23 protein-coding genes are annotated in these 24,805 nt (G+C 64.4%); 12 read left to right on the top strand and 11 right to left on the bottom strand.

The window, feature by feature from the left end:
* Positions 1–54 precede the first annotated feature (54 nt).
* From AB7D48_RS06300 to AB7D48_RS06325, 6 genes are all read right to left on the bottom strand, one after another.
* Positions 55–918 carry a response regulator gene (locus AB7D48_RS06300; protein ID WP_427976611.1) on the bottom strand — a complete coding sequence of 288 codons (864 nt, stop codon included), beginning with the start codon at positions 916–918 and terminating at the stop codon, positions 55–57.
* Positions 915–4,235, bottom strand: coding sequence for an ATP-binding protein (locus tag AB7D48_RS06305; protein WP_427976613.1), 3,321 nt, complete (start codon positions 4,233–4,235; stop codon positions 915–917). The genes AB7D48_RS06300 and AB7D48_RS06305 overlap by 4 nt, the downstream gene beginning before the upstream one ends.
* Before the next feature lie 96 nt (positions 4,236–4,331).
* Positions 4,332–4,973: a MarC family protein gene (locus tag AB7D48_RS06310; RefSeq protein WP_427976615.1), complete on the bottom strand. Its 642-nt coding sequence runs from the start codon at positions 4,971–4,973 to the stop codon at positions 4,332–4,334.
* Between the two features lie 131 nt (positions 4,974–5,104).
* Positions 5,105–5,818 carry a prepilin peptidase gene (locus AB7D48_RS06315; protein ID WP_427976617.1) on the bottom strand — a complete coding sequence of 238 codons (714 nt, stop codon included), beginning with the start codon at positions 5,816–5,818 and terminating at the stop codon, positions 5,105–5,107.
* A 46-nt stretch (positions 5,819–5,864) separates the two neighbouring features.
* Positions 5,865–7,256, bottom strand: coding sequence for a cytochrome-c peroxidase (locus AB7D48_RS06320; protein WP_427976619.1), 1,392 nt, complete (start codon positions 7,254–7,256; stop codon positions 5,865–5,867).
* 16 nt (positions 7,257–7,272) lie between these two features.
* Positions 7,273–8,853 (bottom strand): phospholipase C, encoded by a 1,581-nt coding sequence (locus AB7D48_RS06325; protein ID WP_427976681.1) that lies wholly within the window; start codon positions 8,851–8,853, stop codon positions 7,273–7,275.
* A 335-nt stretch (positions 8,854–9,188) separates the two neighbouring features.
* Here AB7D48_RS06325 and AB7D48_RS06330 point away from each other — a divergent pair, with 335 nt between their 5' ends.
* The 10 genes from AB7D48_RS06330 to AB7D48_RS06375 all read left to right on the top strand — a co-directional run bounded on the left by AB7D48_RS06330 (position 9,189) and on the right by AB7D48_RS06375 (position 18,736).
* Positions 9,189–10,898 carry a GspE/PulE family protein gene (locus AB7D48_RS06330; RefSeq protein ID WP_427976621.1) on the top strand — a complete coding sequence of 570 codons (1,710 nt, stop codon included), beginning with the start codon at positions 9,189–9,191 and terminating at the stop codon, positions 10,896–10,898.
* Positions 10,898–12,112 (top strand): type II secretion system F family protein, encoded by a 1,215-nt coding sequence (locus tag AB7D48_RS06335; RefSeq protein ID WP_427976623.1) that lies wholly within the window; start codon positions 10,898–10,900, stop codon positions 12,110–12,112. The genes AB7D48_RS06330 and AB7D48_RS06335 overlap by 1 nt, the downstream gene beginning before the upstream one ends.
* Complete coding sequence (locus AB7D48_RS06340; protein WP_427976626.1) at positions 12,099–12,485, top strand: pilus assembly FimT family protein; 387 nt, start codon at positions 12,099–12,101, stop codon at positions 12,483–12,485. Before AB7D48_RS06335 ends, AB7D48_RS06340 begins: the two co-directional genes overlap by 14 nt.
* Positions 12,472–12,975: a type IV pilus modification PilV family protein gene (locus AB7D48_RS06345; RefSeq protein WP_427976628.1), complete on the top strand. Its 504-nt coding sequence runs from the start codon at positions 12,472–12,474 to the stop codon at positions 12,973–12,975. The genes AB7D48_RS06340 and AB7D48_RS06345 overlap by 14 nt, the downstream gene beginning before the upstream one ends.
* Complete coding sequence (locus AB7D48_RS06350) at positions 12,972–13,544, top strand: type II secretion system protein (protein WP_427976630.1); 573 nt, start codon at positions 12,972–12,974, stop codon at positions 13,542–13,544. The genes AB7D48_RS06345 and AB7D48_RS06350 overlap by 4 nt, the downstream gene beginning before the upstream one ends.
* A 66-nt stretch (positions 13,545–13,610) precedes the next feature.
* A complete protein-coding gene (locus AB7D48_RS06355; protein ID WP_427976633.1) occupies positions 13,611–14,621 on the top strand; it encodes a PilN domain-containing protein in 1,011 nt (336 codons plus the stop codon).
* Positions 14,618–15,199, top strand: a complete 582-nt coding sequence (gene gspM / locus AB7D48_RS06360; RefSeq protein ID WP_427976636.1) for a type II secretion system protein GspM — start codon at positions 14,618–14,620, stop codon at positions 15,197–15,199. The genes AB7D48_RS06355 and gspM overlap by 4 nt, the downstream gene beginning before the upstream one ends.
* The gene (locus tag AB7D48_RS06365) at positions 15,196–15,693 is read left to right on the top strand and encodes a hypothetical protein (RefSeq protein WP_427976639.1); all 498 of its coding nucleotides are present in this window, start codon (positions 15,196–15,198) and stop codon (positions 15,691–15,693) included. The genes gspM and AB7D48_RS06365 overlap by 4 nt, the downstream gene beginning before the upstream one ends.
* Positions 15,690–17,936, top strand: coding sequence for a type II secretion system secretin GspD (gene gspD, locus AB7D48_RS06370; protein WP_427976641.1), 2,247 nt, complete (start codon positions 15,690–15,692; stop codon positions 17,934–17,936). Before AB7D48_RS06365 ends, gspD begins: the two co-directional genes overlap by 4 nt.
* Entirely contained in the window at positions 17,933–18,736 is an 804-nt protein-coding gene (locus tag AB7D48_RS06375; RefSeq protein WP_427976643.1) for a hypothetical protein, read from the top strand. The genes gspD and AB7D48_RS06375 overlap by 4 nt, the downstream gene beginning before the upstream one ends.
* Here AB7D48_RS06375 and gspG read toward each other — a convergent pair.
* Complete coding sequence (gene gspG / locus AB7D48_RS06380; protein WP_427976645.1) at positions 18,730–19,179, bottom strand: type II secretion system major pseudopilin GspG; 450 nt, start codon at positions 19,177–19,179, stop codon at positions 18,730–18,732. The genes AB7D48_RS06375 and gspG overlap by 7 nt on opposite strands.
* Before the next feature lie 91 nt (positions 19,180–19,270).
* Between gspG and AB7D48_RS06385 the strand changes: the two genes are divergently transcribed.
* Positions 19,271–19,681: a lytic transglycosylase domain-containing protein gene (locus tag AB7D48_RS06385; RefSeq protein WP_427976648.1), complete on the top strand. Its 411-nt coding sequence runs from the start codon at positions 19,271–19,273 to the stop codon at positions 19,679–19,681.
* Between the two features lie 15 nt (positions 19,682–19,696).
* Here the strand turns inward: AB7D48_RS06385 and AB7D48_RS06390 are convergent, their stop codons facing one another.
* Positions 19,697–20,635 (bottom strand): cation diffusion facilitator family transporter, encoded by a 939-nt coding sequence (locus AB7D48_RS06390; protein WP_427976650.1) that lies wholly within the window; start codon positions 20,633–20,635, stop codon positions 19,697–19,699.
* A 7-nt stretch (positions 20,636–20,642) separates the two neighbouring features.
* Positions 20,643–20,921 (bottom strand): metal/formaldehyde-sensitive transcriptional repressor, encoded by a 279-nt coding sequence (locus AB7D48_RS06395; protein WP_427976652.1) that lies wholly within the window; start codon positions 20,919–20,921, stop codon positions 20,643–20,645.
* Between the two features lie 152 nt (positions 20,922–21,073).
* Here AB7D48_RS06395 and AB7D48_RS06400 point away from each other — a divergent pair, with 152 nt between their 5' ends.
* Positions 21,074–22,468 carry an amidase gene (locus AB7D48_RS06400; protein WP_427976655.1) on the top strand — a complete coding sequence of 465 codons (1,395 nt, stop codon included), beginning with the start codon at positions 21,074–21,076 and terminating at the stop codon, positions 22,466–22,468.
* A 119-nt stretch (positions 22,469–22,587) separates the two neighbouring features.
* Here AB7D48_RS06400 and AB7D48_RS06405 read toward each other — a convergent pair whose 3' ends face one another.
* Together AB7D48_RS06405 and AB7D48_RS06410 are read right to left on the bottom strand one after the other, a co-directional pair.
* A complete protein-coding gene (locus AB7D48_RS06405; protein WP_427976657.1) occupies positions 22,588–23,709 on the bottom strand; it encodes a glycosyltransferase family 2 protein in 1,122 nt (373 codons plus the stop codon).
* Positions 23,710–24,579: a hypothetical protein gene (locus AB7D48_RS06410; RefSeq protein WP_427976660.1), complete on the bottom strand. Its 870-nt coding sequence runs from the start codon at positions 24,577–24,579 to the stop codon at positions 23,710–23,712. It abuts the gene before it with no gap.
* Between the last annotated feature and the right edge of the window lie 226 nt (positions 24,580–24,805).

Here is a 24,805-nt window from a genome sequence, read left to right on the forward strand (position 1 = left end):
CGGCGGCGCACCATGGGGTGTTTGACGTAACGAAGGGGTGTCAAACAGGCACGTCTATCCGCGCCTGGCCAGCGCCCCCACCGCCAGCGCCGCCGCCGAGGCCCGGTTTTCCACCCCCAGCTTGATGAAAACCTGCTCCAGATGCTTGTTCACCGTGCGCGGCGAAATACCGAGAATATCGGAAATATCCTTGTTGGGCTTGCCACGCGCGATCCAGAGCAGCACTTCGGCCTCACGGGCGCTCAAGGAGAACTGGCCTTGCAGAAACGCCTCTTCCTGCCCGCCGCCTGTTTCCGCGAGACGGTAAAGCAGCTCCCCCGCGCCGATCCGCCCGATCAGGCTGAAACTGAGCATGCGCTCGCCCGCCTGCATTTCCAGCCCCGCGGGCAGCCGAAACGCCGCCATGGTGAAATCCGCCAGCGCATCGGCCAGCCGGCGCTCAGCCTGGGGAGTGCACCAGAGCAGCGCTCCCGTCTCGTCCGCCGCCAGCAGGAAGCCGCCCGCGGCATCCAGCGCCGCGCGGGTGCGCAGGGCGGCACGGGCATTGCCAAGATGCACGCGCATGCGCGCCAGCAACTCATCGATCACGATGGGCTTGGTGACATAATCCACCCCACCCGCCTCAAGCCCGCGCACCACGTGCGCCGTGTCCGACAGGCCGGTCATGAAGATCACCGGAATGGCGCTGAGGGCGGGAATCGCCTTGACGGCGCGGCAGGTCTCGAAACCGTCCAGACCGGGCATCACCGCGTCCAGCAAGATCAGATCCGGGGTCACGTGACGCAGCGTCTCCAAGGCCGCCTGGCCGCTGGTGGCCACCAGCGCCGTCAAACCCGCCGATTCCAGCGCATCGGTCAGCAGCCCCAGCGTCTCGGGCGTATCGTCCACCACCAGCACAAGGTCGCGGCGGGTATTCATGGGGCGGTCTCCGGCAGATCCTCCAGCCAGGCGAGCATGCGTTTCAGCTCGAAACCGCGCAGCCAGACGGTAAGTTGGGCACAGAACGGCGCCAAGGCCGGGTCAGCGGCTTCCAGCTCCCTCAACCGTGCCTCCAACCCGCGCACATAGCCGATGCGGGCAAGCTGGCGCAGCTCCTCCAGCACATCCTCCTCCGGCAGAGCCGTGGGTATGACCGGCGCGGCAATCTGGGGCTTGGGCTGTTCATGCACCCAATCCAGCCCCAGCAGCAGGCCGATCTTGTCCAGCAGCGCCCGCAAATCGATCGGTTTGGCGAGAAACGCGTCATATCCGGTATCGCCCTGGCGCGCGGCATCGTGCAGATTGCCCGAGATCATCAGGATTTTCATGGTTCCGCCCGCCGCGCGCAAATGGCGCGCCACCTCAAGGCCGGACATTCCCGGCATGCTGATGTCGAGGATCACCAGATCAGGCATGGTATCCTGGGATAGTTCCAGGCAGGCGGGCCCGTCCGGCGCGGAAAACACCATGAACCCCAAAGGTGTCAGGGCATCCGTGATCAGACGGACATGATCGGGATCGTCATCCGCGATGAGAAGCTTCCGCCGGGGCCCGGCATAGGCGGTGATGCGGCGCGCGGGTGCGCCTGCTTCCGCCCCCAGCGCCTCGGACAGCAGCAGCCGCACCCGGAACACGCTGCCCCGCCCCAAAATACTCTCAACAGAGATCTCGCCACCGAGAATTTCAGTGAGCAATTTGGAGATGGTCAAGCCCAGCCCGGTGCCCGGCACCGCATGGGCGGCGGGAAGATGACCACGCTCAAACGGCTCGAATATCTTGGACAGATCCTCGGGACGGATGCCATGCCCGGTATCCGCGACGATGAATTCCGTCACCTGCCCACGCCGGCGCACGCTCAGGCGCACCTCGCCCTCGGCGGTGTATTTAATGGCGTTGGAGAGGAGATTGATGAGGATCTGGCGCAGCCGCTTTTCATCCACATGAATGAAGCGCGGCAAAAGCGGGGCGCGCTCATCGTGAAACGAAATCCCCTTGGCCTCGGCCTGAAGCTGGAACATATCGACAAGCTGATCCAGGAATTCAGGAAAATCCACCTGATCGCGATGCAGATGCAGCGCACCGCTCTCGATCTGGGATATATCCAGCAGCCCATCCACCAGATTGGACAGGTGCGCGGCCGAACGCCGGATGGTGCGCACGGCTTCGTCCGGGCGCAGGGTGCCGCCCGCCTCCAGAAGCTGCGCATAGCCGAAAATGGCGTTTAACGGCGCCCGGATTTCGTGAATGACACCGACGATATACCGGCTCTTGGCCATGTTGGCGGATTCAGCCGCCGCCTTGGCTGTCTGGAGCGCCGCATCCGTGCGCTCATGGGCGGAGATCTCATCCAGCAACGTCACCGTCTGATGGGATGTTTCAGCCTCCGCCGCGCGTTGGCTGAAACGGGCCAGCACCAGCAGCCAGGCCGCCAGGGCCGCCAGGATGAAGAGCGTGAAGAACGCGACCAGCAGCGTCTCATGCACCGCCTGGTGCATCGCGGGCGCCAGCACGTCAAACTCATAGCCGATCACCCCGAACAAGGCGGCGATAATGGCTGAGAAGAGCAGCAACAACCCCAGAAACGGCAAAACCCGGGCATCCAGCCTGGCGCGCCACCAATCGGCCAGCCGTGCTGGCAAGGACCGCGCGATGACCGTGGTGAGGCGCCCCTCCGGCTTGCAAAGATCGTGGCAACGCGCATCGAGCGAGCAGCAAAGCGAGCAGATGGCGCCGCCATAAGCCGGGCAAAACGCCATGTCGGGCTGATCGAAACCGCCCTCGCAAACGATGCAGGTCCGCGACTGGCGCGCCTCTGGCACACGGGCAAGGTAAAACCGCCCCTTGGTGAGCCAGGCAATCGCGGGGGCGGCGATGAAGGCGATGACGAGGCCGGCGAAAGGCGCCAGGGCGCGGGCGGTCTCGTGAAACACGCCAAAACTCATCAGCGTGGAGACGAGCACCGACAACGCCATGGCCCCGACGCCCACCGGGTTGATGTCGTACAGATGCGCGCGCTTGAACTCTATGCCGGGGGGAGACAGGCCAAGACGCTTATTGATAATGAGATCCGCCGCGAGCGCGCCCATCCAGCCCACGGCGAAATTGGCGTAGAGACCCAGAATGTTCTGAATCACGCGGTAGATGCCAAGCTGCATCAGCAGCAGCGCCAGCAGCACGTTGAACACCACCCACACCACCCGGCCCGGATGGTTATGCGTGAGGCGCGAGAAGAAGTTCGACCAGGCGATGGACCCGGCATAGGCGTTGGTGGTGTTAATCTTGATCTGGCAGGTGACGATGAAGACCAGCACCAGCGCCGAGGCCAGCACGGGATTGCGGAACACCTCCAGAAAGGCGATATGAAACATCGTGGCGGGCTGGGCCGCATGCTCCCAATCCGCCCCGCGCTCGACGGCGAGATAAGTCAGAAAGGAGCCCGCCGCGATCTTGGCGCAGCCAGTCAGCACCCAGCCAGGGCCGGTGAGCAGCATCGCCGCCCACCCGGCCTTGCCACGCCTGACCGGTAAAAACCGCAGATAATCCACCTGCTCGCCGATCTGCGGCAACAGGGAAAGCAAGATGGATGTCGCCATGCCGAACGGCAGCAAGGCCAGCGCGTTATTGCCCGTAAACCCAGGAAACCGCGTCCATGCCCCAATATCGGGCAATCCTTCCGCGGCGAGATAAAGCAGCGGGCCGAATTGCAGCAGCAGCCAAACGGGCTGCGTGAATAGCTGCATGCGGCTGATGGCCTTGATGCCCAGCGCCGCGATGGGCACCACCGCCAGCGCGCTGATGCAATTGGCCAGCCAGAGCGGCGGATGCAGCACCATGACAATGGCCGCCGACATGATGCTGGCTTCTATGGAAAACAGGATGAATGTGAACGTCGCGTAAACGAGGGAGGTAATGGTGGAACCGATATAGCCAAACCCCGCCCCCCGGGTGAGCAGATCCACATCCACCCCATAACGCGTGGCGGCCGCGCAGATGGGCAGCCCAACCAGAAACATGATCAGCCCGGCCGCCAGAATGGCCGCCATGGCGTTGGTGAAGCCGAATGTCAGGGTGATGGAGCCGCCAATGGCCTCGCAAGCCAGAAAGGAAACCGCGCCCAACGCCGTATTCCCCACCAGAAACGCACCGCGCCGGGCCTTGGCCGCGGTAAAACGAAGGGCGAAATCCTCCAGCGTCTGGTTACCCACCCACTGGTTGTATTGGCGCCGCTGGCGAATGACACGCTGGGGAACCTTCATAAGCCCCTATCCGGCGCACGCGCCGGCGTGGTCAAGAGGCAAAGCCCCCTGCCGGTTCATTATTCCCGCCCGCGGGGCAATGCGGGCCGACCTTCCTCAAGCCAGGCCGGGCAGCAGCACCTTAACCCCAATGACGATCATCTCCACGGCGATGGCCGCCAGAATCATGCCCATGAGGCGCGTCATGATCACCCGCATCTTCACCGACAGCAACCGGCCTATGGCCGAGGCGAAATACAGCACGACGAACAAAGCCGCCAAAATCACCAGCAACACGAGGCCAAACGACACATATTGGCTGACCGTGTCTGCCTGGGCCGCATAAATAATCAAGGTCGCGATCGTTCCCGGCCCGACGATCATGGGAAAGGTCATCGGATAAAACGAGATATTATCATCGCCATCGGCCTCGTCCTCCGCGGTCTTCTCATGCGCGCCACGCTCATGCGCGGTGATCTGATGCCCATTCAGCATGGAGAGCGCGATGCCCAGAAGCACCACCCCGCCCGCCACGCGGAACGAGTCGATGGAAATGCCGAAAAAACCGATGATCTCCCGCCCGGCCAGGGAAATCACCGCACACATGACCGTCGTATAGACCAGAACCTGCAACGCGGCGGCTCGCTGTTCCGCCACCGTCCGGTCGGCCGTCAGGGCCAGGAAGATCGGAAGATTGATGAAAGGGTTCATGATGGCGAACAAAGCGCCCAGGAACTTCGCGGCAAAGGAGATGTCCAAAAGCGCCTCGTCTCGTCTAACCTGTACCGGCCGGAATTGCCCCTACGCGGGACAACGGGCCAGATGCCGCTGGTTTATAGGAGATACCGGCTTTTTCAAACCCGCGCGGGCAGCCACGGCCACGGGAAGGCTCAGGGCAACCCGCCCGGCGCCAGGGCCAGCATGAAAAACGCCAGCGCCAGCGCCGGCCCGAAAGGCAGCGCCGCCCCCCGCGCCAGGCGCCCCAGCCAGACCAGCGCCAGCGCCATGGCCAGCCCCGCCAGACCAGCAACGAGAATAACCCCTGGCAGGGCCGCCGCCCCCAGCCAAGCCCCCGCGGCCGCCATCAGCTTGGCGTCCCCCTGGCCCAGCCCGTGACGGCGCCGGAGGCGGTAATAGGCTGCATCCAGCGCCTTGAAGCCGAGATAACCAAGCGCCGCCGCCGCCGCATGATCGGACAACGCCGATGGCCTCTCCGCCCAGGTCACCGCCAACCCCGCCAGAATCAAGGGTAAGGTGAGCAGATCCGGCAGAAGCATGGTTTCCGCATCGATCCAGGCCGCGCATAGAAGCACCCAGCCCAGCCCGGCGGCCAGCCAGGGCCGCGCCCCCTCCCCGCCCACGGCAAGACACACCAAGGCAATGGCGAGGGCCGCCGCTTCAACCCCGGGATGAAACCAGCCGATCCCCGCCCCGCAATACCGGCACCGGCCGCGCAGCCAGGCAAAGCTCAGCAGCGGCACGAGATCCGCCACCCCCAAGACATGACCGCACTGTTCGCACCGGGACCGCGCCAGCGCCACTGGGCGCCGGCGCGGCCAGCGGCGGATCAGCACGCCCAGCCAACTGCCGATGAACGGGGCCATGAGGGGCAATTCCCAGGCTGGAAGGGGATCGATGAAAACCTCCAGCCTATCCGCGCGATTTCACCGCTGGCTTGTAGCCATCGGTCAAGGTCTTGAGAAACGCGATGATGTCCTGCTCCTCAGCCGGGGTCAGGGCGGGAGGGTCTCCCGCGTGGCGATCGAAGGGCGGATCGGAAACATCGATATTCTTCCAGAATTTTCTGGGTAAATCATCGAACGTCTCAACCTTGCCGCTGGCCGATTTCGGATAGATCCGGCCTGGCTCTGTGTCCCTGAAATCGTAGAAATCCAGAACATCCGCCAGGGAATGATAAACACCATTATGGAAGAACACCTCGCGCGTGGCCACGTTGCGCAAGGTCGGCGTGAGGAACATGCCGCAATATTGCGTCTCTTGCGCCAGATCGTTCCGGTACGGCCCGCAGATCCCCTCGTCAAAATAAGCGGGATTTTGGTTTACCTTCAGCGCGGGGTTACGCGGCACCCCCAACGCCTCATATTGATGATCCGTGAACAAGGGGGGCTGCCCATCCGGCGAGGGCTGGTCAAGATGACAGGCGGCGCAATCACCCTTGGCGGGATCGTTGAATAGGATATAACCGCGCATCTGCGCCGGGGTGAGACGCGCCTGCCCTTCAAGCCAGGCGTCGTATTTGCTGGTGAAGGGATGAAAGCTCCGTTCCTCGACCTGGTATCGGGCGAGCGCGAACATCGCTTCCGAAACCAGCATGCCAGGCTCGTGCAGAATACCCGCCCCGAACAGCGCCGTGAACTGGCCCGCGTAAGGAGCCGCCTGAAGCTTCGCGGCAACATGCGCGATGCTGCCGCCATCCATCTCGAAGGGGCTCAATAGCGGCCCCATGGCCTGCTGCTGCAAGGTATCCACCCGGCCATCCCAGAAGAGGCCGCCTTGCGGAACCATGTTGCCAGCGCTTTGCGCGGTGCTTTGCGCGGTCTTTGTCACGCGCACGCTATTAGTGGCCTTGGCCGCGAGCTGGGGCAGCACGGGGGCTGTGTCATTATCTCCCGCCGGATCAGGACCGATGCTGAAATTCGGCTGGGTGATGAGATACATCAAGGACGGCACGGCGCGCACGCCCTGGCTCGTCAAATCAGGCCCGCCCATCACGGCTGGCGCGTCCGTGGGCGGCCCGTAAAAATGCCGCGGGCTATGACAGGACGCGCAGGAAAGCCTGCCGGACGAGGACAGGCTGGCATCGTAAAATACCTGCTTGCCTAGCTGGGCCATGGCTGAAAGCGGCGCCACCGGCGGGCGAACCAGATGCACCGGATGAGGGTTCTCACCCCGTGCGAGTTCAAAACTCGCGACGGGGTTGGTAAACCAGTCTCCGGCGGGAACCGGGCTGCGCGTGATGAGCAGCACGGCCACGCAAGCGCCAAGCGCGCACAGAAAAAACAGACTTGTCAGTACGCGCATCGACGTTGTCTCTGCTTCAGTGGCGGGACGCGACCACCTCGCCAGTATCGGCATTCAGCAGCAGCGCCTCGCGGTGATGCGGATGACCATGAAAATCGAACATGCCCATGAGCGATTCATCCTGCGCGTCGAAGGAACCACCGCCCAGCCGCTCGCCATGCAGCCAGTTATCTTCGATGAAGCTGACGACGGAAGCCTGGGTGATCAGGGTATGATCGACATAATTCTGCCGGGCCCAAGGCGAAATCACCAGGAAGGGCAAGCGTGTGCCCGGACCGCAGCGGCCATTGACGGGCTGGCCCTCGACACCTTTCGGCTGCGTGCCGGTTCCGCACACGCCAGCGCCGTTCAACTGATCGGCGGTGGCGTCGAAGGAACTGCTGGTCGTCTTGGTGAAGACATGGTCGTACCAGCCATCGGAATCATCCCAGGCGACGATGATCGCTGTATCCTTCCAGCCGGGCTGGCGTTGCAGGAAATTGATCAGCTTGACCAGGCCGGCCTGTTCGTCCAGCGGATCGGAATAACCGGCATGACCATCCTGATAGGCGGGCAGCTTGATATAGGAAACCGCGGGAAAGTTTCCGGCGGCAACCGCCTTGTAGAAATCCTTCAGGTCGTATTCATGATTTGCCGGGTCGGCCGCGCCATCGTGATCGTAGCTGTAACCGACATCCACCAGCGCCTTCGGACGCAAATGATTGGGGTTTGAGGTGGAAGCGTAATATTGGAACCAGTTATGATGGGGTATGTAGTCCGTCACGGTTTCTCCAACCGTGGATGAGACGGTGCTGCGCGCGCAACCGGTGGTGCCATTGGCGTTGGTGGCGTTCAGATCGAACCCGCCCATGAAACCGCCCCAGGTGATGCCCGAAGCATTCAGCAGGTCACCGATATTCTTACCGGTCATCAACACCTGATTGGTGGAGCTGGAGCAGACATCGTAGGCTGGATCGACATCGTTGATCATCGTGTAGTCGGTCTGCCCATTGATCGTGTTCTTCACGTAATAGGAGGATTTGCTGCTGGCGACGATCTGCATGCCATCGGTCTGGCCGGAGACGACTTCCAGGGCACCCGGGGTCGAGGGACCGTAAGTATTGGTGTAGGCATTGTCGTCCATCGCGAAATGCTGGGCATAATTCCACAGCGCGGTCACGGTGTTGCCGTCGTAATAGCCCATCACCTGCCCCTTGGTGCCGAAAGCGCCGGCGCCACCGGCCGTGCCAGCACCGGTATATTTCGGAAACAGATCCGCCTTGCCATCGTCATAGGCTTGCTGCTCGGCGGTGTAGGCGTGGTTCTGGTCGGCCGTGGCGGCCTGGGTCCGGTCGAGGCGGAACGGGTTGGCCGCGTCCGATCCGTTCAACGTGTTGGTCGCGTTCGGATTGCCCGTCAGCAAATTCGCGCTGACCAGGTTATTCACCTTCGGCGTGCCCGCCAGGGCGGTGAATCTCGGCTCGCCCTGAGGATTGGCCGCTTGCGGGTAGGTGGCGAAATAATGATCGAACGAAACATTTTCATCATAGATGACGACGAGATGCTTGATCGGCGTCGCCGTGCGCAAATGATCGGCGGCGCCATGGGTCCAGGCCATATCGGCCGGCGCCACCGAACCATGACGGCCATAATCGTGATGCCCTGGAACGCTGTCCTGGCCGTGATTTTGCGCATACACACCCGGCGCCGCCAGCAGCGTGGCGGACACGCAGACCGAGGCGCGGATAAGAGATTTACGTAAGCTCATTGATTCACCCGTTAGGTTGCTTGTTAGCTCGCGGGCGTCTCTCTAGAGGAGGCTCACACGCCTGCGTGTTACTAAATTATGATTTGTTACCTTACGACATATCCAGCGGCCATAGGGTTAGCAATTTCGGGCTGACATAATTCTGTCACTTGCCTGCCGCCTTCTCCCCCCTGAAATAGCCCCTCATGGATACCATGCCTATGGGTCTTGCCGCGGCGGCTGGCCCGGCCCCTCCCCTTGACGAAGAACAGGCGCTGACCCTGCTGACGGCCTTGGGGATCTGCGATGCCCTGGCCATTGAACGGGCACGGGCGGTCGCGCGTGAAACCGGCATTAGCGGCGCGCAGGCCCTGGTGCGGCTGGGGCTGGCACCCGAACGCCTGCTGGCGGAAACATGGGCCGAGATGCTCAAGCTGCCCTTGACCAGCGCCGAGCGCTACCCCGCGTCCCCCATCCTGCCCGAACGGCTGCGCCCCCGGTTTCTGCGCGCCGCGCGCCTGCTGCCGCTGGCCCTGGCGGATGACCGTTTGAGCATCGCCATGGCCGATCCGTTCGATCGTTTCTCTCAATCCGCCATCGCGCTCGCCACCGGATTGCAGGTGACGGTGGAGGTGGCCGTGCCGGTTGAGCTGGATGCGGCCCTGGAGCGGCTTTATCCGGAAACACAGGCGGACGCCGAACCTCAGGGCAGCGAAATCGAACCCTCCGAAGACGATGCCGAGCGGCTGAAGGACATGGCCAGCGAGGCGCCGGTGATCCGCCTCGTCAACCAGATCATCGGCCGGGCGGTGGAGAGCATGGCCTCGGATATTCATATCGAGCCCTTCGAGGACCGGCTGCGCATCCGCTACCGCTACGATGGCGACTTGCAGGACGCCGAAACACAACCCGCCCGCCTGGCGCCGGCCATCATTTCACGGCTGAAGATCCTCGCCAGGCTCGACATCGCCGAACGCCGCCTGCCCCAGGATGGGCGAATCCGCATCGCCGTGCGCGGGCAGGATGTTGTGTTTCGCATCGCCACGGCCCCCAGCCTGTATGGCGAGATCGTGGTGCTGCGCGTGCTGGACCGCTCCGCCGTCGCTTTCGATTTCGCGTCCCAGGGGCACGACACGCAGGTCATCGCGCGGTTGCGCGCGGCCCTGGCCGCGCCCAACGGCATCATGCTCGTCACCGGCCCCACCGGGTCTGGCAAAACCACCACGCTCTACACCGCGCTGCTCTGCCTCAACGCCGAAGAGACCAAGATCATCACCGTCGAGGACCCGATCGAATATCAGCTCACCGGCATCAATCAGATCCAGGTGAAACCGCAGATCGGGCTAGGCTTCGCGCAATTGCTGCGCTCCATCGTGCGGCTGGATCCCAACGTGATCATGGTGGGCGAAATCCGCGATCTGGAAACCGCCGAAATCGCGGCGCGGGCGGCACTGACCGGGCATCTCGTCCTGTCCACATTGCACACCAACTCCGCCGCCGCCGCCATCACCCGGCTGCGCGACATGGGGCTGGAGGATTATCTGCTGGCCGCCGTGCTGCGCGGCGTGCTGGCGCAACGCCTGGTGCGGCGGCTATGCGACGATTGCAAGCAGCCCATGAAGGTGACGGACGAGCTGCGCGCGAAATTCAACCTGCCCGGTGAAACCATCTTCCGCGCCCATGGCTGTGCCGCCTGCCGCGGCACCGGGTATCGCGGCCGCCAGGTTATCGCGGAATTCCTCACGCCGGACACGAACATCGAGCGGCTGCTGTTCGCCAAGGCGGACCAGGGGGACATCGAACGCGCCGCCATCGCCAGCGGCATGAAGACCATGCTCGTCACGGGCATGGAGGCCGTCGCGCGTGGGGAAACCAGCATCGAGGAAATCCTGCGCGCCGTGCGAGCGGAGGAATAATGCCGCGCTTCCGCTACCGGGCGCTGGATGGCCATGGCGCGTTGCTGAAAGGCGAAAGCGAGGGAGACTGCGAGGCGGACATCGCCGCGCAGTTGCAAAAACGCGGCGCCATGGTGCTGGCTATCTCACCGGCGCGGCGCGGCGCGGCGCTGGCCTCGGTTGAAATCGGCACAGGCGGGGCGCTGCGGCGGGGCGAACTGGTGGAGACGACGCGCGAACTCGCCAGCCTGCTCGGAGCCGGGCAGGATCTGGACCGCGCCTTGCGGCTGATGACGGAGGAAGCGCCGAACAGGCGCGTGGGCGCCGTGCTGTCGCGGGTGCGCGACGCGGTGCGCGACGGTGCCCCCCTGGCCACCGCCCTGCGGGCCGAACCCAGGAGTTTTCCGCGCCTCTATATCGGACTTGTGCGCGCCGGCGAGGCCGGAGGGGATCTGGCCGGCACGCTGACGCGGCTCGCGGAACTGCTGGAGCGCCAGCGCGGTCTCACTGCCAGTGTGCAATCGGCCATGATCTACCCGGCCATCCTGCTGCTGGCGGCGGCCGGTTCCATCGTGCTGCTGCTCACCCAGGTGCTGCCGCAATTCGTGCCGCTTTTCGCCGAGAACGGCGTGGCGCTGCCCGCCTCCACCGCCTTTCTGCTGGCCGTGGGAACCGCCTGCTCCGCCTATGGGCCCTATGCGCTGGCGGGGCTGGCGGGGCTGGCCCTGGCGCTGCGCGCGGCCTTGAAACGCCCCACCCCGCGCCTGGCGGCGGATGGGATGACGCTGCGCCTGCCATTGCTGGGTGGCATCGCCCGGGACATCCTGGCCGCGCGGTTTGCCCGCACACTCGGCATGCTGCTGGTGAATGGCGTGGCGCTGCTGCCCGCCTTGGCCATCACGCGGGACGTGCTGGGCAACAGCGCGGCGCAAAAAACCGTGCGGGAAGCCGAGGAGAGCGCGAAAACCGGCCAGGGCCTGAGCCGGGCCTTGCAAAAATCGGGGCTGTTTCCCGCCCGTCTCGTGCATCTCCTGCGGCTGGGCGAGGAAACCGCGCAGCTTGGGCCTCTCGCCTTGCGCGCCGCCGACATGTTCGAGGAACGCACACGCCTGGCGCTGCAACGGCTCGTGGCCTTGCTGGTGCCCGCCATCACCATTCTCATGGGCGCGGCGGTGGCTGGCATCGTGTCTTCCCTGCTGCTGGCGATGCTGAGCCTCAACAATGCCGCGCAATAAAGCCGATGCCGGTTTCACCCTGCTGGAGATGCTCGTGACCATCGCGGTCATGGGGCTGGTGCTGGCGATGCTGGCGGGCTTCATGCAGCCCCATAGCCGCCGGCTGGAAACCGAGATCGCCGCCCGGCATGTGGCACAGGCCCTGCGCGCGACACGCGGCCAGGCCATCGCCAGCGGGACGGCGGCGACCTTCATACCGCCGCGCCTGCCCACATGGATCACCGTGAGCCTGCAGGCGCCGCCGGGAGGGATCGTATTCACACCGGATGGCGGCGCCAGCGGCGGGCGCATGCTGCTGGATGGCGTCGGGCCGGAAATCGCCATCAGCGTGGACTGGCTGACCGGGCAGGTGAGAATCGATGCGCCACCCTAAACTCCGCCACCGTTTCATCAGATCGTCGCCAAAACCACCCCTCTCGCTTGAGCTGGCATCCTCCAGCCCAAGCACGCTCAGCCCAAGCACGCTCAGCCCAGGCACGCTCAGTCCAGGCAGCGCGCGGGCCAAGACAAATCAGCTTGGCTTCACACTGCTGGAAGTGCTGGTGGCCTTCGTCATCGCCGCGCTGGCCACGCTGGTCCTGTACAAGGCGGGGTTCAATGGCGCGGCACAAAGCGTCACCGCCGCGCGTTACCAGGAAGCCGTGGCGCGGGCGCAATCGCGCCTGGCTTCCATCGGCCGGTTGACCACATTGAAGCCGGAAAGCCTGAGCGGCGAGGATGGCGGGGGCTTTCATTGGCGGCTGGAGATCGCCGCCCTGCGATCCGGCGGCGGATTCGGGCTATATGCGGTGCGGGTGAGCGAAAGCTTCGGCGAACGGCAAGTGACGCTGACCACCGAACTGCTGGGGCCTCCCGCCCAATGAAGCCAAAGCCACGCCAAGCGGGCTTCACCTTGCTGGAAATGCTGGTGGCGCTGGTGGTGTTCGGGCTGATGATGGCCGGCATCGCGCAGAGTTTTCATTTCGGGATCCAGGCCTTCAAGGCCACCGCACGGCGCGACTCAACGCCCGAAACGCTGGCGGCGATGGATAATGCGCTCCGCGACATCGTCGCCCACGCCTTGCCCGGCAGCATGACCGGACAGCCCGGCGGTCTTTCCTTCACCACCTTTTTGCCACCAGGCGCCGGAACCGGCGGCGGCTTGGCGGATGCGGCCATACGGATGGCGCCGGGCGGGTTATTGGTGCTGCGCTACACCCCGCACCCGCCAGGTGTGCCATTGGCCCCACCGCCGCCGCCACGGAGGGAGATTCTGGCCACCGGCGTGCGCGGGGTCAGCCTGTCCTACTTCGCCACGCGGGAAAACGCCCCGCCGGCATGGTCCAACTCATGGTCGGGCAAGGGCTTGCCGTTGCTCATCCGGCTGCATCTGCGCCTGGCGGGACAAAGCTGGCCGGATCTCGTCATGGCGCCCGTGGCCGCGGGTGACTGACTTGAAAGCTTCATTGTTCATGCCTGCCATAAACCACTAACCAGCCGCCATGATTTTGTCACAGGCATGCATGGGCCGGGTCTGATGCTGTCGGCGTTTTGCGCCTGGTGGGCGGCCCAGATGCGCGCCCTGCCGCCGGAAAGCCTGAGAAGCCCCGCAGGGCGACCCGATGCGCTGATCATCGCCATGGAGGATCTGAACGGTTCCGGGTCGCTGCTCATGCGCCGCAAAGGACGGGAGACCAAGCTGGCCCCCCTGCCCTCCCTGTCCAACGCCAAGCCGCCCAGGCAGGGCCTGCCCGTCTTTCTGCGCCTGCCGGACGGCATGGTACTGAGCCGCGATGTCTCCCTGCCCCTGGCCGCGGCGCGGGACATGCATACCGCCATCGGCTTCGAGATGGACCGGCTCACCCCTTTCTCCGCCGGGGAACTCTCCTGGGGAATCGGCGCCGTCACGCCCGGCCATGCGCCCGGGCGGCTCCAGCTCCGGCTGGCCATCGTGCCGCGCGCGCCCCTCTCCCCCTTGCTGGCTTCGCTGGCGGAGCGGGGCCTGGCGCCATCGCGCATCGAAACACGAGACGGGCAGCATATCCCGCTGGCCACCGGACGAATCACGGGGCAAGGCCTGTTCAGGCGCCATGGCTGGAGCATGCTTTGCGCTCTGCTCGCCGCCTTTTGCCTGGTAAGCCCCTTCCTGCGTCAGCAGGCGGCGCTGAGCGCGACGCGGAGCATGGTCGCGGCGCACAGCCAAGCCGCGCACCGGGCAGAAGCGCTGCGCCGCCAACTCGCCATCGCCCATTCCAGCCGCGAGGTGATCGCCAAGGCCCGGCGCGGCGGCGACGCGCTGCGGCTGCTCGCTGTTCTGACCGACACGCTGCCGGATGGCACTTGGCTCAACGACCTGTCCCTCAAGGGCCAGGATTTGAACATTGACGGCCAATCCAGCGACGCGGCGAAGCTGATCGCGCGGCTGGCGGCCGTGCCGGCACTGAAGGATCCAAGCTTCACCGCGCCCGTCACCCGCAGCGCGGACGGCAAGCGGGACCAATTCTCCATCCATGCGAAGCTCGCCGGATGACGCCCGGCGCGCTGACTCTGCCTGAAGGCCGGCGTGGCCGGGTCCTGGCGCTCGGCGTGACCCTGGCCGGGGCCATGCTGCTCTGGCTGGGCGCGGTGGCGCCGCTCATCGGCTGGTATCAGGCCCGCCAGCAGGAATTGACACATGAGCGGGAACTGGCCGCGCGGATGGCGGCCCTGGCACGGGAACTGCCCGCATTGCGGCGCGAAGTGGCGGCCATGGGCACACAACCAGCCGGAGGGGACATTCTGCTGGCGGGCGACAGCGACGCCATCGCCGGTGCCAACCTGCAATCGGCCGTGCAGGACCTGGCGGCGCGGGCGGGCACCAGCCTGGACAGCGCCGCCATGCAGCCCGCCACCCCCGACGGGGCGCTGCGCCGGATCTCCATGCAGGTGAGCGTCACCGCGCGCTGGCCGGTGCTGGTGGCCTTGCTGCAAGCGATCGACGACGCCACGCCGCGCATGATCCTGGACGGGATCAGCCTCGACAGCATGGATGGCGCCACACCGGACTCCGGCGGGAAGATCCAAGCCAGCTTCACCATTGCCGGGTTCCGCGCCGGAGACGCGCGATGAACGGCGCGGCACGGCTGGGCGTCCCCTTTCTGGCCATGGCGCTGGCCCTGCTGCTGGCGGCGGAATGGCTGACCGGCAGCGTTCCTCCCACGCCGCGCCTGGCATTGAGCATTCCCGGCGGCATGCCTGGCGTGGCGCTGGACGATGCCGTCAGCCAATGGGCGGACACGGCTCTGGCGCGGCCGCTTTTCTCCGAAAGCCGCCGCCCCGCCGACGACGCGGCGCTGGCTTCCGGCACGGCACGGCTGAGCGCCATCATTATTTCCTCTGACGGCCGCAGTGCCATCTTCGCCGCCGACGGGCAAAAACCGCGGATCGTGCCCGAAGGCGGCGAGATCGACGGTTACAGGCTGAGCCATATCCTGGCCGACACCGTGGAGCTTGCCGGCCCTTCCGGCACGCTCACGCTGCATCCGCAATTCGCGCCGCCCAAGGCCGCCCCCCCCTCGCCCACACCGCCGCCGCCCGCGGCCGCCGATTACGACAACGAATGACGAATATGCGCCCTCTCCGTTCATCCTGCTCCATTCTGGCTTTTTGTGTTCTCGGCGCCTGCGCCGCCGTCACCGGGCCAGCCAGCCAACCCGCCATGCCGGTCACACCAGTGCCGCTTAATCAGACCAGCCTGCCCGCCGCCGCCAGCAGGGCGAGCGGTGCCATTCCCGCCGCGATGCCGCCGCGCCCCAGCGCCAGCTACGGCCAGGCGCAACACCCCGCCGACACCACCGGCGCCACAACCGGTGCCGGTGGCGGCGACATCTCCTTCGATTTCGCGGGTACGGATCTGCGAACCGTCGTGGCGCAGATCCTCGGTGGCATTCTGCATGTGAATTACACGATCGATCCGTCCGTCACCGGCACAGTGACGCTACATACCGTAACGCCGTTGACACGCGCGCAGGTGCTGCCGGTCCTGCAAACGCTGCTGGCCCAGAACAATGCCCTGCTGGTGCGAAATGATGGCCTCTATAACGTGATCCCGGCGGGACAAGGCGGAGCGGCGGGGCTGGCTGGCGACCCAGCCTTGGGGGGCGCCGTGGTGGTGCCCCTGCATTATGCCTCCGCGCCCCAGCTCGCCGCCATGCTGAAACCCTATGTCTCCAAGGGCGGCAGCCTTACCGCCGATCCAACCGCAAACGCCCTGATCATTCAGGGCGATCCATCTACCCGCGCGGCGCTCACCGGGCTGGTACAAGCCTTCGACGTGGACGCCCTGGCCGGACAATCCTATGAGCTGTTTCCCGTTGCCGATGGAAACGCCAAGTCTTTCGCCGATGCCCTCAGCCAGGCCCTGAGCCAGCATGGCGACATGAAGATCCCACGGGCGGTAACGGTGGTGCCGCTGGAACGGATCAGCGCGGTGCTGGTGATCGCCCGCGCGCGCAGCTATCTCACGGATGCCGCGCGCATCTATGGCGTACTCAGCCAGATGCAACGCGAAACGATGCGGAACTGGCATATTTTCTACCTTCGCAACAGCCGCGCCAATGACGCGGCCTATCTGCTGCAACAGGCCTTCACGCCGGATAATGTCACCGCGCAGCCAAGCGCCGCCGCGACCCAGAACGACACATCCAGCAGCATGAATAGCGGCAATTCCAGCACAACCGGCACCAGCACGGATACTGGCGGGCTGCTCGGCGCCACGGCCACGGCGGCGCAAAGCGGCACCAGCCAAACCGGCGGCGCCAGCACCGGCAAATCCGGCACCGGGCAAAGCGCTACCGCCGGCGCCAGCGCCTTGCTCGGGCCGCTTTCGGCCAGCGGCGCCGGCGGGTCCGCCAACAGCCTCAGAATCATCCCCGATGAGCAGAACAACGCCCTGCTCGTCTATGCCACCGCCCAGGAAGATGACGAGATCACCGGCATGCTCAGCAAGATCGATATTCAACCCTTGCAAGTGCGGATCGACGCGACCATCGCCGAAGTGGATCTGACCGGCAAGCTGCAATATGGCACGCAGTTCTTCTTCAAATCCGGCGGCATCAACGCGGTGCTAAGCGAATCCTCCAGCTCGGCCCTGGAGACGAGTTTTCCTGGCTTCGTGTTGTCCGGCCATGGCAGCGACGCGGCGCCACTGGCCATCTCCGCCCTGCAATCGGTCACCAAGGTCAAGGTCTTGTCCTCTCCGGAATTGATGGTGCTGGATGGTCAGGCCGCCAGCCTGCAGGTGGGCGACAGCGTGCCCTATCTGACCCAGACCTCGCAAAGCACGGATACCTCGACATCCGATGTGATCAATTCCGTCGATTACCGTGAAACCGGTGTGATTCTGCGCGTGACGCCGCATGTCGGCAGCGACGGGCTGGTGACGATGGATATTCGCCAGGAAGTCAGCGGTGTTTCCCCGACCATCACCACCTCGGGCCTGAACTCCCCCACCTTCACGGAACGCACCGTGGCCTCGCGCGTGGCGATTCAGGATGGGCAAACCATCGGTCTCGCCGGGCTGATCTCCGACAATGACTCACACCAGAATGAAGGGCTTCCGGGCCTGAAGAATATTCCCGTCCTGGGAGGGCTGTTCGGTACGCAGGATAATAGCCGCACGCGCGAGGAGCTGCTGGTGCTGATCACGCCCCACGTCATCCGCAGCCAGCAGCAAGCCCTCGACCTCACTGCCGACATGCAGCAGCAATTGCCGAATGCCATGCAGGTGACAGGCGCCTTGCAAACCACGCCGATCGGCGGCTCAGCCGACCCGGACGAGGCATTGCGCGCCCGTCTGTCCAAATGACCTCGCGGCGCGACCGGGGCTTCGCGCTGCTGGTCGTGCTCTGGAGCCTGGTGCTAATCACACTGCTGATCACCACGCTGCTGGCTTCCGGCCGGACCGACACGCGGCTGGCTAACAATATCCGCGATGCCGCCATGGCCCGCGCCGCGGCCGATGGCGCGATCAACGAGACGATCTTCCATCTGCTCGGCCATGACGGTGGCTGGGCGGAGGATGGCCCAGCCCACGAACTGGCGGTCGGCCGCAGCATGGTATGGGTTCAGGTGCACGGGCTGGCCGGCAAGATCAATCCGAATCTCGCCTCCACCGCGCTGCTGGCGGGGCTGTTCCAGGCGGTGGGCATGGCGCCGCAGCAGGCGAAAGGGCTGGCGCGCGCGGTGATCGCCTGGCGCAGCAAAGCCGCCACCGCGCAGGACCGGGAAGATTTGCTGAACGCCTATCGCCGCGCCGGGTTGCCTTATGGCCCGCCGGCGAAACCATTCGCCGATCTCGGCGAAATCGCCAATGTCATGGGCATGACACCAACCTTGCTGGCGCGATTGCGGCCGCATCTGAATCTGTACCAATCTGGCGATCCGAACGCCGCCCTCGCCGACCCGGTGGTGCGCGAGGCACTGAAACTCTCCGGCCAGACAGGCGCGCGAACGGGCATCTATGAAGGCAACGCAACGGTCGTGATCGTCGAGGCGCAAGCCCGCGGCCCCGGGCACACGCTGGCGCGGCGGCGGGCCATTGTCAGCCTGTCGGGCGAGCAGGGCGTTAGCGCCTATAAAATCCTGTCCCTGACAAACGATTATTGATTGCAGATCAATCCGGGATCGCCAGGCCCGCCGCTTTTATCCGCGCCGCCACGTGAGCAGAGATCGTAATCCAGCCCCGCGCGGACGGAGGGTTCATCGTAAATATAGGCATGCCCCCATGGATCGAGCGGCAGGGACGCGCTTTTGAGATATGGGCCGGACCAGCCATCGGCGTCGTCGGGCTTCGTGATCAGCGCCCGCAGCCCGTCCTGTGTGCTGGGATAAGACCCGACATCGAGCTTGTAGAGATCGAGAACCGAGCCGATACGCTCGATGGATTGCTTGGCGATCGAATCCTTCGCATGGCCGAGCTGGCGCAAAACCGCCGGCGCCACGAGCCCGATCAGCAACCCGAGAATCACGATGACGACCAGCAGCTCCAGCAGCGTGAAACCACCCTCGCGTTTTTCTCGTTTTGAAATTCCATTGGAAATATATGACATTTTTGTGTCGATCATGACTGCCCGTTCTGCTTTCCGACGCAGCGGGCTATAGCATCGCGCCATCGGCAACGGAACCTCGTGGACTGACCTGATGATCCCTTATTTGAAATGCATGCTGCTCGTCGCCGCCACAACGGGGCTACCGCCGCGCGTCCTGCCGGTGATCCAGGCGCTAGAAGGCGGACGGACGGGCATGGTGACACCCAATCAAAACGGCACGGAGGATCTTGGCGTGATGCAGGTCAACAGCCTGTGGTTGCCCGCCCTGGCCGCGCGCGCCGGATTGAGCGAGGGCGAAACACGCACGCGCATGATCATGCAGCCATGCTTCAACATCGCCGCCGCCGCGCTGGTGCTGAAAACCTATCTGGCCGAAACGCATGGCGCGCTGCTGCCCGCCATCGGCGATTATCACTCCCACACACCGGTTTTGCATGATGCCTATCTGGCCAAGGCCGAACACACGGCCCGGAAACTCTTTGGTCCGGAGGGCACTGATTAAAAAAGGCGCCTCAATCTATATCACATGATCAGAACGCAACCGGCAAAGCCCGGCGGTTTCCTGCGTCTCGACCTGAATGGTCACATGGCCGATACCGAAACGCTCGGCGATCTCCTCGGCGATACGCGGCAGCAACGCCTGCGCGCCGGCATCGTCCTGGCGTACCAGATGAACGGTGAGCGCCGCATCCGTCGTGCTCAGCCCCCATATATGCAGATCGTGCAGCGCCGAGACCCCCGGCAAGGCGCGCAGATAAATCTCCACCTCCCGCCGGTCTATTCCCTCGGGCACGGCATCGAGGGAGAGCTTCACCGCATCTCGCAACAACGACCATGTTCCGGCAACGATCACCGCGCTGATGACAAGGCTCACCAAGGGGTCGATCCAGTTCCAGCCGGTCAGCAAAATCGCCGCGCCCGCGGCCACTGTTCCGGCTGAAACCAGCGCATCAGCGGCCATGTGCCAGAACGCGCCGCGCACATTCAAATCGTTCTTCCGGCCCGACATGAACAACAAGGCCGTAAAGCCATTGACGAGGATCCCGATGGCGGCCACCACGATCATCACGCCCCCGCCAGGATGCTCGGGCGTGAAAAACCGCAGCCAGGCCTCCCACGCTATACCGCCGGTAACGAGCAACAGCAGCACGGCATTGCCCAAGGCCGTCAGGACGGTGGCACGGCGCAGCCCGTAAGTATAGCGGGCGGAAGGCAATCTGCGCCCCAGCAAGGTAGCGCCCCAAGCGCCGGCGAGCCCCAGAACATCGCTCAGATTATGTCCGGCATCGGCCAGTAAGGCCAGGGAATGCCCGGCAATGCCGTAGAACGCCTCGCCCGCCACATAACAAAGATTGAGGGCCAGCCCAATGGCGAAGGCACGGCCGTAATCGGCCGGCGCATGATTATGAACGCCATGATGATGGTGATGAGCGTGTGATGTCTCGTGATCCCGCATCAGCCCCTCATTTGAGATAAGTCCGCACGACTTCGAGCAGTTGCTCCGCCGCATCCTCGTTCAACGCGCCTGGATGAGCTTGGGTGTCGACCAGATGGGTCTGCACATGCTCCTCGACGATTTGCGCCATTAGCCCGGCGATGGCGCCGCGCGTGGCCGCCAGCAAATGCATCACCTTGTCGCATTCCGCCTCGCCTTCCAGCGCGCGCTCCATGGCCTCGACCTGACCGCGTATGCGCCGCACACGCGCCAGCAGGCGCTGCTTGTCCCTGACCGTATGTGCCATTTATATACCATACCCCCCTATATTGTTCACAACAACCCCGCAAACCTCCGATACCCACCGGAAAGAAAACCGGCATGGCGGCCCGCCACAGGCGGCGCTTGCGCTTTGCCAGGGCACGGCGCAGTCTGACGTGCCACCAGTTAGGAGCGATGATGAAAGATCCATATCTGCTAACAGCCGGTGAACTCGCCGCCGCCTATCGCGGCGGGGCGCTGTCGCCTGTCGATGCGGTGGAAAGCTGCCTGCAACGCATTGCCACGCTCGATCCGCAACTGCATGCCTTCATCGCGGTGTATGAAGACAAGGCGCGCCAAGCCGCCCGGGCCTCGCACGAGGCTTTGCGGGCGGGATACGACCTGGGCAAGCTGCATGGCGTGCCGGTCGCGCTCAAGGATCTCATCGCCATGGAAGGCGAGATCTATACGGCGGGCTCGAAAATTCACCTCAACCGCCGCGCCACCAGCACCGCGACCCTGGTGCGCAAGCTCATCGCGGCGGGGGCGATCATTCTAGGCAAGGTGCATACGGTCGAATTCGCCTTCGGCTCCTGGGGCACGAACCATTATCTCGGCACGCCGAAAAACCCTTGGAAGCCAGAGGCGCATTACACCCCGGGCGGCTCCTCCAGCGGGTCCGGCGTGGCGGTGGCGGCGCGGCTGACCCCCCTGGCCGTCGGCACGGATACAGGCGGCTCCATCCGCATTCCCGCTTCGCTCAGCGGCGTCACCGGGCTCAAAACCACCTATGGGCGGATCAGCACGCATGGCATCGAACCGCTTTCCGTCTCTCTGGACACCCCGGGGCCGATGGCACGCAATGTCGAGGACGCCATGCTGATGTACCAAGCGCTGCGCGGGCCCGACCCTCTGGATCCCGCGACCCTGGGCCTGCCGCTGGACGATCCGGCGTCAACGCTGCGGCTGGGGGTGAAGGGGCTGCGTCTGGGACGGATCACCATGGCCGATTGCGGCTGCGCGATCCACCCCGAAACCGAAACCGCCTACGAACAAGCGCTGGAAACCCTGGCCCGGCTTGGCGCTAAGATTGTGCCGGTGAAACTCCCGCAGCCCTTGGCGGCACTGGCCGGCCTGTCCGAGGTCATGGCGGGGGAGGCCTATGCCGCCCATGCCGAATATGTGGATGACCCAGCCTCCGCGATGGGCCCGGCGACACGCGCGCGGATGCTCACGGGCAAAATTTCCGTCAAGGAGTATCTGCGGCTGGCCTGGCGCCGGAAAAGCATGACGGAGGCCTTCCTGGCGGCGCTGGAACCCGTGGAGGCGCTGCTGACGCCAAGCACCGCGCATCCCGCCATCCCGGTGGCTGAAGTCGATGAAACAGGCGGCCCGAACACGATGACGCGCGCGGCGAATTTCTTTGGCTGCTGCGCCCTGGCGGTGCCATGCGGAATGACCGGGGCGGGCCTGCCTCTATCCTTGCAAATCATGGGCAGGCCTTATGCCGAGGCCATGGTCCTGCGGGTTGGCTGGGCCTTTGAACAGGCGGGGAACTGGCACAGGCTGATGCCGCCGCTTCCACCCGGTTAGAACCACCGGGGTTTGTTATATGTCTGGTTAAACGCGCCCACGCCCACCCAGACATATATCGCTCTCAAACCTGGCATTATCCCCCGCTGCGGCAAGACCTCAAGGCCGATCAACCGATATCATCGGTCTTTCCGTGGCTGGCGTCCCGTCAATTTATGCCACCGAAACGCCAGCCAACGCAGCGGCGCCGGCAAGCAAGAGCGCTGCTCGGCAATTTGCCGGACCTCCCGCACGGCCTCTTCCAGAACCGTCAGACGCCGTGTCATGCCTTGCATCATGTCCAATTGCCGTGCCATCTCCGCCGCCAGCGCGTCGAGCTTGTGTTCCAGCCCTTCCGTCTGACGGCGCCGCTCGCCAGACGCTTCGTCCAAGGCCTGCAACACGGGCCATAGCACGCCGAGCAAGACCGGCTGTGCCGCCAAAGCCTCACGGATGATATGGTTGCCGATGCCAGCCTTCATCTCGCGGTGGATATGCAACCCCGCCGAGACACTATTGGCGTAAACATCCTCATCGGCCGCCAGACGGTGATGGTAGAAAGCAAGCGGCTCCGGGATCGCGCCAATATCCCCAACCGCCAACACCCGCAGAATGAATTCCCAGTCGCCCAGAACGGGCAGACGCTCATTATAATCGCCGATTCTGGCCAGCACGTCGCGCCGCAAAAGCAGCGCGATGGGTGGAATCTGGTTACGCGCCAGCATGGCGGAGAATTCCACTGGCGGTTTGAAATAGACCCAGGGAAATTGCGCGGTCTTCACGACGCGCCCAGCCTCGATCCGCTCGCGCACGACCTCGCACCCCGTGGCGACACCGGCATAGCCGCAACGCTCCGGCGCGGAGAGAAACGACACAGTGCGGCTGAGAAAATCGGGATGCCAGCAATCATCGTCGTCATGGATCGCGAAATACCGTCCGCGCGCCAGAGCCAGCCCGGCATTGCTCGCCGCCTCCATCCCCAGCGACACAGCGTGATGTACCACCCGCAGCCGCCCGCCAAAAGCCTCCAGATAGGGCGTCAGCACGTCCTCCAGGACCGGCACGGCGCCGCCATCGTTCACCAGATAAAGCCGCCAATCCTCAAATCTCTGCGCCAGCACGCTCTCCAACGCGCGCGGCAGCAGCAAGGCGCGGTCCTTGGTCCGCATGATGATGGAAACGGCCTCAGCGCCTCCGGGCGGATCCCGCCAGACCCCGGGATGATACAGCTTGGGCAGTGGCGCATCAGCGGGAACGGACATTTACCCGCATCCCGCGCGCCGCCAGAGGGTAATCCGCTCGCCACCCGGCAATACCCATTTCGTGCCCGTGTTGGAAAAACCAGCGGCCACGGCTCCGGCCTCCATAACGTCGGGCGGAACAAACGGCTGGAATTGATGCTTGACCCCGTTGGAGACCACCAACAGGCACATGGCGGATGCCTGCCCCTGCGTCAGCCATTTCGTCACACCCTGGGATGTGCCGCCGATGGTAATGGGATCGACTTGCGTCATGGCGCGCGCGGGCTCGAAACCCAAAAGTCTTTGATACAGGGAAATCATGTTCACATTGAACAAAAAGCCCCGCACCCCGAACGCCACGCTCTGGCCACTCAAACGCCGCGCCGCCTGCTCATAGATCGCGGCGAATGCGCGCCCTTCGGCCCGCGGCACCGGCCAATTCCAATCGCCTTCAAAATACCGCCCATTCGTCTCATAATGCTGGATGGTACCGGCGCCGAATGTCAAACTGGCCGTGCCGAAAGCAGGCAACATGACTATCATGGGCCGGCCGAACGCCGGCAAGCCCGTGGTCGGCAAAACGCTCAGACAGGCCACCAGGCAGGCCATGCCGATCAGCCCCCCACAGGATAGCACGCTCCGGCTCAGCGTCTGAAATGCAAGGCAAGCCAGAACCAGCAAGGCGGGGACGGCCGGCGCTATGAAACCATCCCCCTGATTGAGGGTGGAGGACAAAACCACGATGACGCCGCTGGTGAATGCCAAAACCGGCAAGGCCGGCAAGCGCAACACCTGAAGTATGGCACGCCCCACCCCCTCCCGCCGCACGGCGAGGATGAACAAGGCAAGCCCCGCCGCAACCGCCGCCAACAGAAACAGGAATTGCGGCAAGCAAACATAGTACCCCAATTGCCCGATGACGACAAACAAAGAGCTTAGCCCGACTTGGCTTATACCCCCGCTATATTCCACCGCGTGGCGGCCATAACCAAACCCACATTCCCCAAGTAAATCGCTGATTTTGCTGTCAGGATCTCAATATTTCCGATATAAATCATGGTGTTGATGGCCGTGAGGGGCGCGTTTGATGGATCACCCAGAGGGTGCGGGTTCGAAG

The sequence above is a fragment of the Acidocella sp. genome, assembly GCF_050253495.1.
Classification (GTDB): domain Bacteria; phylum Pseudomonadota; class Alphaproteobacteria; order Acetobacterales; family Acetobacteraceae; genus Acidocella.

Bases quoted from the DNA above. Each gene is read 5' to 3' on its own strand.
- AB7D48_RS06300 (WP_427976611.1), bottom strand. From the start codon at position 918: ATGAATACCCGCCGCGACCTTGTGCTGGTGGTGGACGATACGCCCGAG.
- AB7D48_RS06330 (WP_427976621.1), top strand. From the start codon at position 9,189: ATGGATACCATGCCTATGGGTCTTGCCGCGGCGGCTGGCCCGGCCCCT.
- AB7D48_RS06365 (WP_427976639.1), top strand. From the start codon at position 15,196: ATGAACGGCGCGGCACGGCTGGGCGTCCCCTTTCTGGCCATGGCGCTG.
- AB7D48_RS06390 (WP_427976650.1), bottom strand. From the start codon at position 20,635: ATGCGGGATCACGAGACATCACACGCTCATCACCATCATCATGGCGTT.
- AB7D48_RS06345 (WP_427976628.1), top strand. From the start codon at position 12,472: ATGCGCCACCCTAAACTCCGCCACCGTTTCATCAGATCGTCGCCAAAA.
- AB7D48_RS06325 (WP_427976681.1), bottom strand. From the start codon at position 8,853: ATGGCCTGGACCCATGGCGCCGCCGATCATTTGCGCACGGCGACGCCG.
- AB7D48_RS06395 (WP_427976652.1), bottom strand. From the start codon at position 20,921: ATGGCACATACGGTCAGGGACAAGCAGCGCCTGCTGGCGCGTGTGCGG.
- gspG (WP_427976645.1), bottom strand. From the start codon at position 19,179: ATGTCATATATTTCCAATGGAATTTCAAAACGAGAAAAACGCGAGGGT.
- AB7D48_RS06405 (WP_427976657.1), bottom strand. From the start codon at position 23,709: ATGTCCGTTCCCGCTGATGCGCCACTGCCCAAGCTGTATCATCCCGGG.
- AB7D48_RS06315 (WP_427976617.1), bottom strand. From the start codon at position 5,818: ATGGCCCCGTTCATCGGCAGTTGGCTGGGCGTGCTGATCCGCCGCTGG.
- AB7D48_RS06305 (WP_427976613.1), bottom strand. From the start codon at position 4,235: ATGAAGGTTCCCCAGCGTGTCATTCGCCAGCGGCGCCAATACAACCAG.
- gspM (WP_427976636.1), top strand. From the start codon at position 14,618: ATGACGCCCGGCGCGCTGACTCTGCCTGAAGGCCGGCGTGGCCGGGTC.
- AB7D48_RS06340 (WP_427976626.1), top strand. From the start codon at position 12,099: ATGCCGCGCAATAAAGCCGATGCCGGTTTCACCCTGCTGGAGATGCTC.
- gspD (WP_427976641.1), top strand. From the start codon at position 15,690: ATGACGAATATGCGCCCTCTCCGTTCATCCTGCTCCATTCTGGCTTTT.
- AB7D48_RS06350 (WP_427976630.1), top strand. From the start codon at position 12,972: ATGAAGCCAAAGCCACGCCAAGCGGGCTTCACCTTGCTGGAAATGCTG.
- AB7D48_RS06355 (WP_427976633.1), top strand. From the start codon at position 13,611: ATGCATGGGCCGGGTCTGATGCTGTCGGCGTTTTGCGCCTGGTGGGCG.
- AB7D48_RS06375 (WP_427976643.1), top strand. From the start codon at position 17,933: ATGACCTCGCGGCGCGACCGGGGCTTCGCGCTGCTGGTCGTGCTCTGG.
- AB7D48_RS06400 (WP_427976655.1), top strand. From the start codon at position 21,074: ATGAAAGATCCATATCTGCTAACAGCCGGTGAACTCGCCGCCGCCTAT.
- AB7D48_RS06320 (WP_427976619.1), bottom strand. From the start codon at position 7,256: ATGCGCGTACTGACAAGTCTGTTTTTTCTGTGCGCGCTTGGCGCTTGC.
- AB7D48_RS06335 (WP_427976623.1), top strand. From the start codon at position 10,898: ATGCCGCGCTTCCGCTACCGGGCGCTGGATGGCCATGGCGCGTTGCTG.
- AB7D48_RS06385 (WP_427976648.1), top strand. From the start codon at position 19,271: ATGATCCCTTATTTGAAATGCATGCTGCTCGTCGCCGCCACAACGGGG.